The sequence below is a fragment of the Escherichia sp. E2661 genome (assembly GCF_004745185.1).
In the GTDB taxonomy this organism is placed as follows: Bacteria; Pseudomonadota; Gammaproteobacteria; order Enterobacterales; family Enterobacteriaceae; genus Escherichia.
On record NZ_PDIG01000013.1, the window covers coordinates 1 to 15,458 of the forward strand.

14 protein-coding genes and 1 pseudogene are annotated in these 15,458 nt (G+C 53.9%); 5 read left to right on the top strand and 10 right to left on the bottom strand.

What is annotated here, in order from left to right; all coding sequences use genetic code 11:
• Window positions 1-160 precede the first annotated feature (160 nt).
• From nadR to serB, 3 genes and pseudogenes are all read right to left on the bottom strand, one after another.
• On the bottom strand, window positions 161-1,393 hold the full coding sequence (nadR, locus tag CRI63_RS06650; protein WP_130204790.1) for a multifunctional transcriptional regulator/nicotinamide-nucleotide adenylyltransferase/ribosylnicotinamide kinase NadR: 1,233 nt from the start codon (window positions 1,391-1,393) through the stop codon (window positions 161-163).
• Between the two features lie 20 nt (window positions 1,394-1,413).
• Window positions 1,414-2,797, bottom strand: a pseudogene (radA, locus tag CRI63_RS06655) (DNA repair protein RadA).
• A 48-nt stretch (window positions 2,798-2,845) separates the two neighbouring features.
• Complete coding sequence (gene serB, locus CRI63_RS06660; protein WP_130204788.1) at window positions 2,846-3,814, bottom strand: phosphoserine phosphatase; 969 nt, start codon at window positions 3,812-3,814, stop codon at window positions 2,846-2,848.
• Window positions 3,815-3,919: 105 nt separating this feature from the next.
• Here serB and CRI63_RS06665 point away from each other — a divergent pair, with 105 nt between their 5' ends.
• Genes CRI63_RS06665 through CRI63_RS06675 form a run of 3 tightly spaced genes read left to right on the top strand, consistent with a single transcriptional unit; the run spans window position 3,920 to window position 5,903 of the window.
• Entirely contained in the window at window positions 3,920-4,564 is a 645-nt protein-coding gene (locus CRI63_RS06665) for a YtjB family periplasmic protein (protein WP_135518906.1), read from the top strand.
• Between the two features lie 27 nt (window positions 4,565-4,591).
• Window positions 4,592-5,608 (top strand): lipoate--protein ligase LplA, encoded by a 1,017-nt coding sequence (gene lplA / locus CRI63_RS06670; protein WP_135518908.1) that lies wholly within the window; start codon window positions 4,592-4,594, stop codon window positions 5,606-5,608.
• Between the two features lie 31 nt (window positions 5,609-5,639).
• A complete protein-coding gene (locus CRI63_RS06675; protein ID WP_135518911.1) occupies window positions 5,640-5,903 on the top strand; it encodes a helix-turn-helix transcriptional regulator in 264 nt (87 codons plus the stop codon).
• A gap of 160 nt (window positions 5,904-6,063) precedes the next feature.
• Here the strand turns inward: CRI63_RS06675 and deoD are convergent, their stop codons facing one another.
• The 4 genes from deoD to deoC all read right to left on the bottom strand — a co-directional run bounded on the left by deoD (window position 6,064) and on the right by deoC (window position 10,429).
• On the bottom strand, window positions 6,064-6,783 hold the full coding sequence (deoD, locus tag CRI63_RS06680; protein WP_000224878.1) for a purine-nucleoside phosphorylase: 720 nt from the start codon (window positions 6,781-6,783) through the stop codon (window positions 6,064-6,066).
• Between the two features lie 56 nt (window positions 6,784-6,839).
• Window positions 6,840-8,063, bottom strand: coding sequence for a phosphopentomutase (deoB, locus tag CRI63_RS06685; RefSeq protein ID WP_135518914.1), 1,224 nt, complete (start codon window positions 8,061-8,063; stop codon window positions 6,840-6,842).
• A gap of 51 nt (window positions 8,064-8,114) precedes the next feature.
• A complete protein-coding gene (gene deoA / locus CRI63_RS06690) occupies window positions 8,115-9,437 on the bottom strand; it encodes a thymidine phosphorylase (protein WP_135518917.1) in 1,323 nt (440 codons plus the stop codon).
• Between the two features lie 212 nt (window positions 9,438-9,649).
• Window positions 9,650-10,429 carry a deoxyribose-phosphate aldolase gene (deoC, locus tag CRI63_RS06695; RefSeq protein ID WP_001342436.1) on the bottom strand — a complete coding sequence of 260 codons (780 nt, stop codon included), beginning with the start codon at window positions 10,427-10,429 and terminating at the stop codon, window positions 9,650-9,652.
• A 257-nt stretch (window positions 10,430-10,686) separates the two neighbouring features.
• Between deoC and CRI63_RS06700 the strand changes: the two genes are divergently transcribed.
• Entirely contained in the window at window positions 10,687-12,237 is a 1,551-nt protein-coding gene (locus CRI63_RS06700) for a YjjI family glycine radical enzyme (protein WP_135489608.1), read from the top strand.
• A complete protein-coding gene (locus tag CRI63_RS06705) occupies window positions 12,209-13,072 on the top strand; it encodes a YjjW family glycine radical enzyme activase (protein WP_135518920.1) in 864 nt (287 codons plus the stop codon). Before CRI63_RS06700 ends, CRI63_RS06705 begins: the two co-directional genes overlap by 29 nt.
• Window positions 13,073-13,290: 218 nt before the next feature.
• Here CRI63_RS06705 and CRI63_RS06710 read toward each other — a convergent pair whose 3' ends face one another.
• The 3 genes from CRI63_RS06710 to CRI63_RS06720 all read right to left on the bottom strand — a co-directional run bounded on the left by CRI63_RS06710 (window position 13,291) and on the right by CRI63_RS06720 (window position 15,423).
• Complete coding sequence (locus CRI63_RS06710; protein WP_135518923.1) at window positions 13,291-14,070, bottom strand: metal-dependent hydrolase; 780 nt, start codon at window positions 14,068-14,070, stop codon at window positions 13,291-13,293.
• Window positions 14,067-15,140 carry a patatin family protein gene (locus CRI63_RS06715; RefSeq protein WP_130221689.1) on the bottom strand — a complete coding sequence of 358 codons (1,074 nt, stop codon included), beginning with the start codon at window positions 15,138-15,140 and terminating at the stop codon, window positions 14,067-14,069. Before CRI63_RS06715 ends, CRI63_RS06710 begins: the two co-directional genes overlap by 4 nt.
• Window positions 15,141-15,261: 121 nt before the next feature.
• A complete protein-coding gene (locus CRI63_RS06720; protein WP_000490275.1) occupies window positions 15,262-15,423 on the bottom strand; it encodes a DUF1328 family protein in 162 nt (53 codons plus the stop codon).
• Window positions 15,424-15,458 lie beyond the last annotated feature (35 nt).

The window sequence follows — 15,458 nt, forward strand, 5'->3', positions numbered from 1 at the left end:
CCAGGCCTGATAAGACGCGCCACCGTCGCATCAGGCATTGAGCACCGAATGCCGGATGCGGCGTGAACGCCTTATCCGGCCTACAAATTCAGCGATTTCAATACGTTGTGAAACTCCAGGCCTGATAAGACGCGGTAAGCGTCGCATCAGGCATTGGGTCTTATCCCTGCTCCCCCATCATCTCCCGCACCAGCTCCACGCAGCGCAGGAAACGGCTGTCGTAATCGTCCTCTTCAACTCGCACAAATTCGATATTGTTCTCTTCCAGCATCTCCACCAGCAAGTTCTGGAACTCTTTGCGATCCACCGAACTGCCGAGGCTGCGTAAACCATCCGCCACCCACGGGGTGTTGTTCTCCAGCAGGATCACCAGATCGAAACGGTATTCATCAATCAGCGCCTGCACGAACGGATGCTCGCGTCCTTCGTACTTTTTGCAGAACGCCTGAGTAGTCACAAAATCAGTGTCGATAAACGCCACTTTATTGGCATATTTTACTGCAAAATCAATGTATTGAGCGTGACCCAGCGCGATCTTATCGTAGTCGGAATACTGCAATGCGATCTCATCGCCGCCGAGATGCGAAAAGACATAATCACGACCAAACTCCCACGCACTGGTGGTGTTGAAGATATTGGCAAGTTTGTTTACCAGGGTGGATTTACCGCTCGACTCGCCGCCGAGGATCGCCACGGTGCGCACAAAGAACGGCTTCACTTCGGTAGGAATATATTCCCAGTAGCGGAACGGGTTTTCGCGGATCTGCGCACCGCTGATACTCATAAAAGTGCGTTTCGGATCGACCAGCACTGTTTCGATCCCCAGATGTTCCATATACTGCGGCGCGTCGGCTTCTTCCGATGTGTAGATCAGATCCGGCTGGATCCCCTTTTCAGCCATAAACTTTTTGATGCCGTTGCTCCACACATCCCAGCCGTGCGGATACGGCTCCATGCCCTCTTCGTTAAAGGCATGAATACGAATGTTTTTTTGATACTTAAAGGTTTGCAATAACCAGCGCAGACGATCCGGCACGGTCGGCTGCTGCGACATGGCGCTGTCTTCGAACAACGCGCGGTCGCGGGTATCGTCAAAACCCATAATGATATGCAGCTCGTCAACCTGGCTACAGGCGCGCTGGATAAGGTAGATATGTCCGGTATGCAGTGGGTAGAACTTACCGAATACAACGCCGATCGTTTTCTTCTGCCGTGGAAACTCAAGCCCCAAAAAACGGTGCAACGCCTCCAGCTTTTGCGCGCTGGGGCTTTTAATTTTGGCATTCAGTAACTGGCTTAAATACCCTTTGGTCATACCGCTGGCATCAGCTACCTGCTGTAGCGTGCAGCCCTGTTGCTTGATGGCAGTTTTCAGGTAATCAAATGACGACATATCTCCCTCCGTATCTCTTATTATAAGTCGTCGAACACGCTAAGCGCGTCGGAGAGTTTTTTAACGCCAAAAATCTGCATCCCTTCCGGCGCTTTTTTCGGTACGTTAGCCGCCGGAACAATTGCCCGCCGAAAACCGTGTTTCGCCGCTTCTGAGATTCGTTCCTGGCCGCTGGGCACCGGGCGGATCTCCCCTGCCAGCCCGACTTCACCAAACACCACCAGATCCTGCGGTAGCGGCCTGTCACGCAGGCTGGAAACCATCGCCAGCAGTAACGCTAAGTCGGCGCTGGTTTCCGTTACCTTCACGCCGCCGACCACGTTCACAAACACATCCTGATCGGCCATTTGCAACCCACCGTGACGATGCAGCACTGCCAGCAGGATTGCCAGACGGTTTTGCTCCAGACCTACCGCCACGCGGCGCGGATTCGCCATCATCGAGTGATCGACCAGCGCCTGAATCTCCACCAGCAGCGGACGCGTTCCTTCCCATACCACCATCACTGAGCTACCGGAGGTCACTTCATCGCCGCGACTTAAGAAAATTGCCGAAGGGTTGCTAACTTCACGCAGCCCCTGTTCGGTCATCGCAAATACGCCCAGCTCATTCACCGCGCCGAAGCGGTTTTTATGGCTGCGCAAGGTGCGAAAACGGGAGTCGGCATCGCCGTCCAGAAGCACCGAACAGTCGATACAGTGTTCCAGCACTTTAGGGCCAGCCAGCGAACCATCTTTGGTTACGTGCCCCACCATGACAATCGCCACACCGCGCGTTTTGGCGAAGCGCGTCAGATAAGCCGCTGTTTCACGCACCTGCGCCACGCTGCCTGGCGATGACTGAACATCCGCCATATGCATCACCTGGATCGAGTCAATTACCATCAGCTTCGGTTGCTCTTCTTCGGCAATCAGGCAGATCTGCTCGATGCTGGTTTCCGACAACATATTGAGATTGTCAGTCGGCAGGCCAAGGCGATGAGCGCGCATTGCCACCTGTTGCAGCGACTCTTCGCCAGTGACATACAGCGTTTTCATCTGCTGCGCCAGTTTGCACAGCGTTTGCAGTAGCAGCGTGGATTTCCCGGCACCTGGGTTACCGCCAATCAGAATGGCGCTTCCCGGCACAACGCCGCCGCCTAATACGCGGTCGAACTCTTTAAATCCGGTGGAAAAAACGCGGCAGCTCTTCAAGGCTGATATCGGAGAGTTTCTGGACTTTAGCCACTCCGGCGCTACCGGCATAGCCACTCAGACGCTCGTTACGCGCCACCGTTGGCGACGCAGCAAGACGCACCTCGGTGATGGTGTTCCAGGCATGACAGGCGCTGCACTGCCCCTGCCAGCGCGGATAATCGGCCCCGCATTCATTACAAACAAAGGCGCGTTTTGGAGCTTTTGCCACGGTGTACCTCGTTAATGCTGTGCCGCCCGCAGGATGACGGGCGGGCAATTACTTCTGATTCAGGCTGCCAGAGAGGATGCAGAATACCCCCATCAAGTCAGCGTGACGGATGGTGACTTCCGTCTTTTCATTCACTTTTGGCTTGGCATGGTAGGCAATCCCCAGCCCTGCCGCTTTGATCATCGGCAGGTCGTTGGCACCATCGCCAATCGCCACGGTTTGCGCCAGCGGAATATCATACTCCTGCGCCAGCCGCGTCAGGGTTTTCGCTTTGTACTGCGCGTCCACAATGTCGCCGATCACATTGCCGGTAAATTTACCGTCCATGATCTCCAGTTCATTGGCTACCACGGCGGTTAATCGCAGCTTGTCGCGCAGGTATTCAGCAAAGAAGGTAAAGCCGCCGGAGGCAATCGCCACTTTCCAGCCCAGCGTTTCCAGCTTCAGCACCAGTTGCGTTAAGCCTGGCATTAGCGGTAGATTTTCACGCACCTGTTGCAGAATGTTCGCGTCAGCGCCTTTCAGCGTCGCCACGCGGCTACGCAGGCTGGCAGTGAAATCAAGCTCCCCGCGCATTGCCCGTTCGGTCACCTCCGCCACCATCTCGCCCGTTCCGGCCAGTTTGGCTATTTCATCAATACATTCTATCTGGATGGCGGTGGAGTCCATGTCCATCACCAGCAAACCCGGCGTGCGCAGGTGCGGGATTTTCCCCAGCGGCGCGACATCCAGCTGCGCTTCGTGGGCCAGGCGCGTAGCCCGGGCGGTGAGTGAACCTGCCAGACGAATCACCTGATAATCTTCCACGCACCAGGCGGCAACAATCACCATTGCCGCGCCCAGTTTGCTTTGGTACTGGGTCAGACGTTGTTTATCCAGCCCACGACCATACAGCAGCCAGCCGCTACGACCTGCGTGGTAATCCAGTGGCATCACTTCATCACCACTTAATGAAAGAGGCAGACCAGGCCATAAAGAGACATCTTCAGGCAGGTCGCACCAGGTAATGTTAGGCATTAAGGCTCCTGTAAAATCGTTCGAAGCAGGGAAAATAACGCATGAGGCTACCTTGTATCCATTGCTTCTGGCAACATTAAGTCTCAAATTTTCAACGGGTGGAATATGGCTCGCACAAAACTAAAATTCCGGCTGCATCGGGCAGTGATTGTCCTGTTCTGTCTCGCGTTGTTAGTCGTACTAATGCAGGGAGCATCATGGTTTAGTCAAAACCACCAGCGACAGCGTAATCCACAGCTGGAAGAACTGGCCCGCACCCTGGCGCATCAGGTAACCCTGAACGTTGCGCCGCTGATGCGTACCAACTCACCTGATGAAAAACGCATTCGGGCGATCCTCGACCAGTTGACGGACGAAAGTCGCATCCTCGACGCGGGTGTGTATGACGAACAAGGCGATCTTATCGCCCGCGCAGGCGAAAGTGTCGAGGTGCGCGACCGGCTGGCGCTCGACGGTAAAAAAGCAGGTGGCTATTTTAACCAGCAGATTGTCGAACCGATTAAGGGGAAAAATGGACCGCTCGGATATCTGCGCCTCACGCTCGACACCCATACGCTCGCCACCGAAGCCAAACAGGTGGATAACACCACCAATATTCTACGCCTGATGCTGCTGCTCTCACTGGCAATCGGCGTAGTGCTGACCCGCACGCTGTTGCAGGGTAAACGTACCCGCTGGCAGCAATCGCCCTTCCTGTTAACCGCCAGCAAACCTGTACCGGAAGAGGAAGAAAGCGAGAAAAAAGAGTGACCCATTACTACAAGAAAGGAAATCGTTATGTCCACATTACGCCTGCTCATTTCTGACTCTTACGATCCGTGGTTTAACCTGGCGGTGGAAGAGTGTATTTTTCGCCAGATGCCCGCCACGCAGCGCGTTCTATTTCTCTGGCGCAATGCCGACACGGTAGTGATTGGTCGCGCGCAAAACCCGTGGAAAGAGTGTAATACCCGGCGAATGGAAGAAGATAACGTCCGCCTGGCACGGCGCAGTAGCGGCGGTGGCGCGGTGTTCCACGATCTCGGCAATACCTGTTTTACATTTATGGCTGGCAAGCCGGAGTACGATAAAACCATCTCCACGGAGATTGTGCTTAATGCGCTGAACGCGCTCGGCGTCACCGCAGAAGCGTCCGGGCGCAACGATCTGGTGGTGAAAACCGCCGAAGGCGACCGCAAAGTCTCAGGCTCGGCCTATCGCGAAACCAAGGATCGCGGTTTCCACCATGGCACCTTGCTGCTCAATGCCGACCTCAGCCGCCTGACAAACTATCTCAACCCGGATAAAAAGAAACTGGCAGCAAAAGGTATTACCTCGGTACGTTCCCGCGTGACCAATCTGACCGAGCTGCTGCCGGGGATCACCCATGAGCAGGTTTGCGAGGCCATAACCGAGGCCTTTTTCGCCCATTATGGTGAGCGCGTGGAAGCGGAAATCATCTCCCCGGACAAAACGCCAGACTTGCCAAACTTCGCCGAAACCTTTGCCCGCCAGAGTAGCTGGGAATGGAACTTCGGTCAGGCTCCGGCGTTCTCGCATCTGCTGGATGAACGCTTTACCTGGGGCGGCGTAGAACTGCATTTCGACGTTGAAAAAGGCCATATCACCCGCGCCCAGGTGTTTACCGACAGCCTTAACCCCGCGCCGCTGGAAGCTCTCGCCGGACGGCTGCAAGGCTGTCTTTACCGCGCGGAAATGCTGCAACAGGAGTGCGAAGCGCTGTTGGTCGACTTCCCGGAACAGGAAAAAGAGCTACGGGAGTTGTCGGCATGGATGGCAGGGGCGGTGCGGTAACTCGCTCATTAAAATATCCAGGGAAGGAAATATGATCGATCTGGAGAACCAGGAACGGGAGATTATCAATTTAATGTTCAGCCAGGGTATATCCTGGCTAGCCGCCGTGCGTATCAGGCATAAATTATCGCTTGCTGAAGTAAGTAAAATGTTAGGTATCTCGATTAATTCTCTAAAACGGCTCGAAAAGACGGAACGGCTTAGTTCAAACATCAAAAGCAAAATGGCAGGAATTTATGGTTGTCCGCCAGAGTTGCTGATATGCCCTTACTGGATGACGGTTGAACATAAATGAATAGATTCGTGAATAGATACTTGAATGGATTTGATTTCCTATCCATATGAAAAATAATAGTAAATCTATAAATCAGTTGCTATTGATGAATAGATACTAAAAAGCCGGAGCAGTCTCCCGCTCCGGCTTCACAAGGCAATCGCCTTTCAGCGAAACACAATTACTCTTTATCGCCCAGCAGAACGGATTCCAGTGCGATTTTGATCATGTCGTTGAAGGTGGTCTGACGCTCTTCAGCAGTGGTCTGCTCGTGAGTACGGATATGGTCAGACACGGTGCAGATAGCCAGTGCTTTCGCACCAAACTCTGCAGCCACGCCGTAGATACCCGCCGCTTCCATTTCCACGCCGAGGATGCCGTATTTTTCCATCACGTCGAACATTTCGCCGTCCGGAGAGTAGAATAGGTCAGCGGAGAACAGGTTACCAACACGCGCATCAACGCCCAGGGCTTTAGCCGCGTCTACCGCGTTACGCACCATGTCAAAGTCAGCGATAGCGGCGAAGTCATGGTCTTTAAAACGGATGCGGTTAACTTTGGAATCGGTGCAGGCCCCCATACCGATAACGACGTCGCGCAGTTTTACGTGCGGCAGAACTGCGCCACAGGAACCTACGCGGATAATTTTCTTCACGCCGAAATCGGTGATCAGTTCTTTGGTGTAGATGGAGCAGGACGGGATACCCATACCGTGGCCCATTACGGAAATTTTGCGGCCTTTGTAAGTACCAGTGAAGCCCAGCATACCGCGAACGTTGTTCACTTCACGGGCATCTTCAAGGAAAGTTTCAGCAATATACTTCGCACGCAGCGGGTCGCCAGGCATCAAAACTACGTCAGCGAAATCGCCCATTTCTGCATTAATGTGTGGGGTAGCCATCGTTTTATCCTTTTTGTGACATAACAAAGGCGGAGTCAACGCTCCGCCCAAATCCATCAGAACATGGCTTTGCCATATTCCATATCAGAAGTACCAAAATATTTTGCCAGAGTCTGGCCGATATCCGCGAAGGTTTCGCGGTGACCCAGCGAACCCGGTTTTACTTTCGGGCCGTAAACCAGTACCGGAATGTGTTCACGCGTGTGGTCAGTACCGGTCCAGGTCGGATCACAACCGTGATCAGCGGTGAGGATCAGGATGTCGTCATCGCGCAGCAGAGACATCAGCTCCGGCAGACGGCGGTCGAACAGCTCCAGCCCCGCAGCATAGCCTGCGACATCGCGACGGTGGCCCCAGGAAGAGTCGAAGTCAACGAAGTTGGTGAAGACGATGGTGTTATCACCCGCTTCCTTCATCTCTTTAATGGTGGCGTCAAACAGCGCGTCCAGGCCGGTCGCTTTCACTTTCTTGGTGATACCGCAGTTAGCGTAGATGTCCGCAATCTTACCGACAGAAACCACCTGACCATGTTTTTCATCAACCAGTTTCTGCAGCACGGTCGGTGCTGGCGGTTCAACGGCCAGGTCGTGACGGTTACCGGTACGCTGGAAGTTACTGGCTTTGTCGCCGATAAACGGACGAGCGATAACACGACCGATGTTGTAGCCGCCGTTGGTCAGCTCTTCACGGGCGATTTCACACAGTTCGTAGAGTTTATCCAGACCGAAAGTTTCTTCATGGCAGGCAATCTGGAACACGGAGTCAGCGGAGGTATAGAAAATCGGCTTGCCGGTTTTCATGTGCTCTTCGCCCAGTTGATCCAGAATGACCGTACCGGAAGAGTGGCAGTTACCGAGGTAACCTGGCAGGTTAGCGCGTTCAACCAGTTTATCCAGCAGCTCTTGCGGAAAGCTGTTTTCGTGATCGGAGAAGTATCCCCACTCAAACAGAACCGGGACACCGGCGATTTCCCAGTGACCAGACGGGGTGTCTTTACCAGATGACATTTCGTGCGCCCATGCGTACGCGCCGATAACTTCAGCGTTGCCGTCCATTCCTGCCGGAATGAAACCGGTAGAACCTTCATGTGCTTTCGCCAGCCCCAGACGGGTCAGATTTGGCAGATTGAGCGGGCCTTTACGACCGTTATCAGCTTCGCCTTTGGCACAGGCTTCTGCGATATGACCCAGGGTGTCAGCCCCGACGTCACCAAAGCGTTCTGCATCTTCTGTAGCGCCGATGCCGAATGAGTCCAGCACCATAATAAATGCACGTTTCATATGTTCTCCGTACTCAGTGCTTCAAATTTAAATGATCAGATCAGTATACCGTTATTCACTGATACGACGATAGACAGTTGGTGTGCTTTCCGGTGCTTTATCGGCAAGTTTAATTGCCGCTTTCACCGCTTTCGCCGCTTCCTGCCAGCTGTTTTCGTCTTTCGCGTGGATAACCGCCAGCGGACGCTGACCGTCTACCTGGTCGCCCAGACGCGCCATATCAGTAAAGCCGACGCTGTAATCGATGGGGTCAGATGCCTGACGGCGACCGCCGCCCATTGCAACCACTGCCATCCCCAGCGCACGGGTATCCATTTCACTGACAAAACCTTCGGTATCAGCATAGACTGCTTTCGTCAGCATCGCTGTCGGCAGATACTTCGCGTAGTTCTCAACGAAGTCGGTCGGACCTTTTTGTGCCGCTACCATACGACCAAAGACTTCTGCCGCTTTACCGTTGTCCAGCACCGCCTGCAATTTCGCGCGCGCTTCGGCGTCATCTTTCGCCAGTTTACCGGAGATAAGCATCTCCACGCACAGCGCCATCGTGACATCAAACAGACGCGGGTTACGATACTCACCCGTCAGGAACTGCACCGCTTCACGAACTTCAACCGCGTTACCTGCACTGGAGGCCAGTACCTGATTCATGTCGGTGAGCAGCGCGGTGGTGCGCACGCCAGCGCCGTTAGCCACGCCAACAATCGCTTCGGCAAGGGCTTCAGAGAGTTCGTAGGTCGGCATAAACGCGCCGCTACCCACTTTCACGTCCATCACCAGCGCGTCCAGACCTTCCGCCAGTTTCTTCGCCAGGATCGAGGCGGTGATCAGCGGAATGGAATCCACGGTTGCGGTAATATCGCGGGTCGCGTAGAAACGTTTATCCGCCGGAGCCAGTGAGCTGGTCTGACCGATAATCGCCACACCGACGTCTTTAATGATTTCGCGGAAACGGTTGTCATCCGGGAAGATGTCGAAGCCAGGGATGGATTCCAGTTTGTCGAGCGTACCGCCAGTATGACCGAGGCCGCGACCGGAGATCATCGGAATGTAACCGCCGCAGGCTGCGACCATTGGCCCCAACATCAGCGAAGTGACATCGCCGACGCCACCGGTCGAGTGTTTATCAACAATCGGGCCATTCAGATGCAGGCCTTTCCAGTCGAGAACGGTTCCTGAATCTCGCATCGCCATGGTCAGCGAGACACGCTCCGGCATCGTCATATCGTGGAAGAAAATGGTCATCGCGAGGGCGGCAATCTGCCCTTCGGAGATAGTGTTGTCGCGAATGCCGTTGATAAAGAAACGAATTTCTTCATCACTCAGCGCATGACCATCACGTTTTTTACGAATAATTTCTTGTGCGAGAAACAAGGTAACCTCCCGTGGAATAAGTTTGAAGGCGTTGTTGCCAGATGGCGGATGTTGTTATTGCCTGATGCTCGCTGCTTATTATCATGCCTACACGGCACTCGCCCCGTAGGCCGGATAAGGCGTTCACGCCGCATCCGGCATCACTGCTGACGGCCTGATGCGATGCTGACGCGTTTTATCAGGCCTACATCCACCCTCTGGCAAAAGGCAGCTTAGTAACTGCTGGCGCTCTTACCGTCGCCGTGGCCCAGAGCTTTCAGCAGGCTTGCCAGCAGGCTGGAAGCGCCAAAGCGATAGTGGCGCGCATCTGCCCAGTCAGCACCGAACAGTTCATCTGCAATGGCGAGATATTTCTGCGCATCTTCCGCAGTACGCACGCCGCCCGCCGGTTTGAAACCAACGGTTTTCTCTACGCCCATATCACGGATCACTTCCATCATGATGCGCGCGCTTTCCGGCGTCGCGTTCACTGCCACTTTACCGGTAGAGGTTTTGATGAAGTCGGCACCCGCTTTGATGGAGATTTCAGACGCTTTGCGGATCAGCGCTTCGTCTTTCAGTTCGCCGGTTTCGATGATCACTTTCAGCAGTATGTTCGCCGCTGCGCAAGCCTCTTTACAGGCTTTCACCAGATCAAAACCAACTTGCTCGTTGCCCGCCATCAGCGCACGGTACGGGAACACCACGTCAACTTCATCAGCACCGTAGGCGATTGCCGCACGGGTTTCTGCCAGTGCAATTTCAATGTCATCGTTACCGTGTGGGAAGTTGGTTACCGTAGCAATACGGATTTCCGGGGTGCCCTGCTCTTTCAGCGTTTTGCGAGCAATCGGGATAAAGCGAGGATAGATACAGATAGCAGCGGTATTGCCGACCGGAGTTTTGGCCTGATGACACAGGGCGATCACTTTCTCGTCGGTGTCGTCGTCATTCAGGGTAGTCAGGTCCATCAATTTCAGTGCACGCAGGCTGCTTGCTTTCAGATCAGTCATTTCATTCTCCTGGCTTGTCGCCAATAAAATTCACCTTGCGAGTTTGTTAGTATTCTAACATCGACTCCGCAACACACTTCGATATACATCACAATTAAGAAAATCTACTTACAAATTTGCAGTACGGTAATGCGATCTGGTTCAAATAATTCACTTTCAAATGAATGCACCGGTGGTGACAAACGCATCAGGATCAAAGTGAACATCACGAAACTTCTTACAATGGCGCATCACCTTTGGCATAAAAGGAAAAGAAGATGCCCACTTCTCACGAGATTGCACTGCAACAACGTTGCCAGCAAATTGTCACAAGTCCGGTGCTTAGTCCGGAGCAGAAACGCCATTTTCTGGCGCTGGAAGCAGAAAACAATCTGCCTTATCCGCAGCTGCCTGCCGAAGCCCGCCGCGCGCTGGATGAAGGCGTAATCTGCGATATGTTTGAAGGTCATGCGCCGTACAAACCGCGCTATGTCTTACCCGATTACGCCCGTTTTCTGGCGAACGGTTCTGAATGGCTGGAGCTGGAAGGCGCGAAAGATCTTGATGACGCGCTCTCTCTGTTGACCATTCTTTATCATCATGTCCCTTCGGTCACATCGATGCCGGTCTACCTGGGGCAGCTGGATGCGTTGTTGCAACCGTATGTTAGAATTCTAACACAAGACGAGATCGACATTCGAATAAAACGTTTCTGGCGTTACCTCGACAGAACCCTGCCAGACGCCTTTATGCACGCCAATATCGGCCCGTCTGATTCGCCCATTACCCGAGCAATTTTACGCGCAGACGCAGAGCTGAAGCAGGTTTCACCGAACCTGACCTTTATCTACGATCCTGAAATTACCCCTGATGACCTGCTGCTGGAAGTGGCGAAAAACATCTGTGAATGTAGCAAACCGCACATCGCCAACGGTCCGGTGCATGATAAAATTTTCACAAAAGGGGGCTACGGGATTGTAAGCTGTTACAACTCACTGCCGCTGGCGGGTGGTGGCAGCACGCTGGTGCGCCTTAACCTGAAAGCCATTGCCGAGCGCAGCGAATCGCTGGAAGACTTCTTTACGCGCACTCTACCGCACTACTGCCAACAGCAGATCGCCATCATCGATGCGCGGTGTGAATTCCTCTATCAACAATCACACTTCTTTGAGAATAGCTTCCTGGTGAAAGAAGGGCTGATTAACCCTGAACGTTTTGTGCCAATGTTTGGCATGTATGGGCTGGCGGAAGCGGTTAACTTGCTGTGCGAGAAAGAAGGGATTGCCGCGCGCTACGGTAAAGAAACCGCTGCAAATGAAGTGGGTTATCGCATCAGCGCGCAACTGGCGGAGTTTGTCGCCAATACCCCCGTGAAATATGGCTGGCAAAAACGCGCCATGTTGCACGCACAGTCGGGGATCAGTTCTGATATCGGCACCACGCCGGGCGCACGCTTGCCGTATGGCGATGAGCCAGATCCGATCACCCATCTGCAAACTGTCGCCCCGCATCATGCTTATTATTACTCCGGCATCAGCGACATTCTGACGCTCGACGAAACCATCAAACGTAACCCGCAGGCACTGGTACAGCTTTGCCTCGGTGCCTTTAAAGCCGGAATGCGTGAATTTACCGCCAATGTCAGCGGTAACGATCTGGTTCGCGTTACCGGTTATATGGTGCGTTTGTCGGATTTAGAAAAATATCGCGCCGAAGGTTCACGCACCAACACCACTTGGCTGGGCGAAGAGGCCGCACGTAACACTCGTATTCTGGAACGCCAGCCGCGCGTGATAAGCCATGAACAGCAGATGCGCTTTAGTCAGTAAGATTATCCCCTTCTCCTGCGTTGACGGGCCAGGCAGTCGTCTGGCTCTGTTTTTGCAGGGCTGCAATCTGCGCTGCAAAAATTGTCACAATCCGTGGACGATGGGGCGCTGTAATGATTGCGGAGAGTGCGTGCCACAGTGTCCGCATCAAGCGTTGCAGATTGTTGATGGCAAAGTGCTGTGGAACGCTGTGGTTTGCGAGCAATGTGATACCTGCCTGAAGATGTGTCCGCAACATGCCACGCCAATGGCGCAATCCATGAGCGTGGACGAAGTGCTTAGCCATGTCCGCAAAGCGGTGCTGTTTATTGAAGGGATAACGGTAAGCGGCGGCGAAGCCACGACCCAGCTGCCGTTTGTGGTGGCGCTGTTTACTGCCATCAAAAATGATCCGCAATTGTGCCATCTCACCTGTCTGGTGGACAGTAACGGCATGTTGAGTGAAACCGGCTGGGAAAAATTACTCCCGGTGTGCGACGGCGCGATGCTCGATCTCAAAGCGTGGGGGAGCGCGTGCCATCAACAACTCACCGGACGCGATAATCAGCAGATTAAGCGCAGCATCTGTTTGCTGGCAGGGCGCGGCAAGCTGGCGGAACTGCGTTTGCTGGTAATCCCAGGCCAGGTGGATTATTTGCAACACATCGAAGAACTGGCGGCGTTTATCAAGGGACTTGGCGATATTCCGGTTCGCCTGAACGCATTTCATGCCCACGGCGTGTATGGCGAGGCGCAAAGCTGGGCGAGCGCCACGCCGGAAGACGTTGAGTCGTTGGCTGATGCGTTACAGGAGCGCGGGGTGAGCCGGTTGATATTCCCGGCGCTGTATTTGTGACATGCCGGATGCGGCCTACGGTTCGGCGCAAGCCTCCAGGCATGAAAAGACGCGTTAAGCGTCGCATCTGGCATTGTGCACCGACTGCCGGATGCGGCGTGAACGCCTTATCCGACCTACGGATCGGCACAGATCTGTAGGCATGATAAGACGCGTTAAACGTCGACATCTGGCATTGTGCACCAACTGCCGGATGCGGCGTGAACGCCTTATCCGACCTACGGCACGTTAAACAACGTATGCGTGTTATTAAGCAACGCTTGCGCAATCTCATCCGCCGGTTCCGGGCGTAACTCGCAAAGCACGGCAAACACACGGGCAGCCTGCTCCGGGCGGTTAGGCTGCCCCTGAAAACCGTTGAGCGGCATATCCGGCGCATCGGTTTCCAGCAACAACGATGCCAGCGGTAATTTTGCGATGACATCGCGGGTTTTACTGGCGCGTGGATAGGTGATAGTACCGCCTACGCCAATTTTGTAGCCCAGCTGTACAAACCTCTCGGCCTGTTGCAGGCTGCCGGAAAAACCGTGAACCACCCCAGTGCACGGCAAATCGTGACGCTTAAGATGCATCGCCAGTTTGTCGTGCGTGCGCCGTGAATGAAGGATCACCGGCAGATCGTAGCGTTTCGCCAGTTTCAGTTGTTCGTCGAGCAACCACTGCTGCCTCTCAAATTGCGGATCGTCGCCGAAGAGATCCAGGCCGATCTCCCCCACCGCCACCACCTTCGCCGGACGCCTTTCCAGCGCCTGCTGTAACTGCTCCAGCGATGCATCGCTATGTTTTGCCAACATACCCGGATGCAAGCCCAATGCGGCATACAGTGGCTGATAATTTTCCGCCAGCGCCAACACGCGGGCAAAATTTGCCGCCTCAGTCGCCGGAACAATGATCTTGCCTACGCCCGCTTGTGCCGCGCGTTGCAGGCTGGCCTCTTCATCGCCACTAAACGGCGGGAAATCAAAATGGCAGTGGGTGTCGATAAAACGGCAAATCAAGCCAGATCCTCATTGTTAAATGTCGGGTCGTTCGCCTGCGGAGCATCGCTCACTTCGGCAACCAGCGTATCGTTGGCGACTGGCGCAGGCGGAATGACTATCGATTCCGGCGTCACCACTGGCACCAGATGGCGGGTAAGTGGCGCTTTTTCAGTTAATAGCTTGCCAACCGTGGCGAGGAAATAACGACCGCATAAACGCCCAAGTTTATAGTCTTCACGCAGCGCCGGAATCCGACTGCCAAGCGCGATACTATGCAATGGCTTCGGCGGGTAAATTTCGAATATCCGCAGCTTGCCCGGTGGTTTCTCAATAAACTGCTGAATGTCACGATAGCTGGTTTCATGATGCTGCACCAGATTGACCAGCGGCTGCAGGCTACTGTCACCCAGCCAGCGTTCCATGCGCTTGAACCACTGCGGCGTGTAGTACATTTGTGACGGCACGGTGCGGATGACGACCAACGTTTTTGCTCCCTGCCTTGCCGCCTCTTTAACCGGAATCGCATCACTGATCCCACCATCCAGGTAGTTAATGCCTTCCAGCGACACTCCGCTACGATAAAAACCAGGTATCGCACTGGAGGCGCGAATCACATCCAGCCAGTTTTGTTTGGTCGGTAAAAAGTAATTCGGCGCATAGTCGTCCTGACGACAGGCACACATATAAAACGATTTACCGCTCTCAAACAGCCGCGCGGCGGTGTCCATTTGCAATGGCATCTGGCTTGCGGTGGCCTCCACCAGCCAGTCGAGATCGATAAGATTTCCTCCACGGACAAAGCGCACTGGATCGAAAAATTCGCGTTTTGTGGTATAGCGCATGATGACTTTGCGCGCGTAACCGGGCTGATTGCAGATATATGCCGAAAGGTTCTGCGCCCCGGCTGATGTGCCGAGATAAAGATCGAAAGGATTAAACTGCGCGCGCATAAACTCATCCAGCACACCAGCCGTGAAAATTCCACGCTGCCCGCCGCCTTCGCACACCAGAGCAATTCGTCCAGGCTGGAACGGCCTTAGCGACAACGGCGCAATATTACCAAGCGTTACAGGTATTCGCTGCCCCACCTCTGCCTTCCTGTTTTTGTTGTGAAAGACTGACAAAGTAACGCAATTTATTATTCGCTAAAACCGCAAAAGCCAGTCCGCTGGACTGGCTTTGTATAAAATTTTCTTAATAGTTTGAAATCTAGGGTCGTTTTCGGCCCATAAACAAACTCACCAGGAACAGAATAATCCCGACGACAAAGACAATTTTAGCTGCGCCTGCAGCGGTACCGGCCAGACCACCAAACCCAAGTGCGGCGGCGATTAACGCGATAACCAGAAATATGATGCCCCAACGAAACATAAGCGTCTCCTTTACCATAGTTAATGTCACCGCTT

Excerpts from the sequence above, each read along its gene's own strand:
- nadR (WP_130204790.1), bottom strand. The coding sequence starts at position 1,393 with ATGTCGTCATTTGATTACCTGAAAACTGCCATCAAGCAACAGGGCTGC.
- serB (WP_130204788.1), bottom strand. The coding sequence starts at position 3,814 with ATGCCTAACATTACCTGGTGCGACCTGCCTGAAGATGTCTCTTTATGG.
- CRI63_RS06665 (WP_135518906.1), top strand. The coding sequence starts at position 3,920 with ATGGCTCGCACAAAACTAAAATTCCGGCTGCATCGGGCAGTGATTGTC.
- lplA (WP_135518908.1), top strand. The coding sequence starts at position 4,592 with ATGTCCACATTACGCCTGCTCATTTCTGACTCTTACGATCCGTGGTTT.
- CRI63_RS06675 (WP_135518911.1), top strand. The coding sequence starts at position 5,640 with ATGATCGATCTGGAGAACCAGGAACGGGAGATTATCAATTTAATGTTC.
- deoD (WP_000224878.1), bottom strand. The coding sequence starts at position 6,783 with ATGGCTACCCCACACATTAATGCAGAAATGGGCGATTTCGCTGACGTA.
- deoB (WP_135518914.1), bottom strand. The coding sequence starts at position 8,063 with ATGAAACGTGCATTTATTATGGTGCTGGACTCATTCGGCATCGGCGCT.
- deoC (WP_001342436.1), bottom strand. The coding sequence starts at position 10,429 with ATGACTGATCTGAAAGCAAGCAGCCTGCGTGCACTGAAATTGATGGAC.
- CRI63_RS06700 (WP_135489608.1), top strand. The coding sequence starts at position 10,687 with ATGCCCACTTCTCACGAGATTGCACTGCAACAACGTTGCCAGCAAATT.
- CRI63_RS06705 (WP_135518920.1), top strand. The coding sequence starts at position 12,209 with ATGAACAGCAGATGCGCTTTAGTCAGTAAGATTATCCCCTTCTCCTGC.
- CRI63_RS06720 (WP_000490275.1), bottom strand. The coding sequence starts at position 15,423 with ATGTTTCGTTGGGGCATCATATTTCTGGTTATCGCGTTAATCGCCGCC.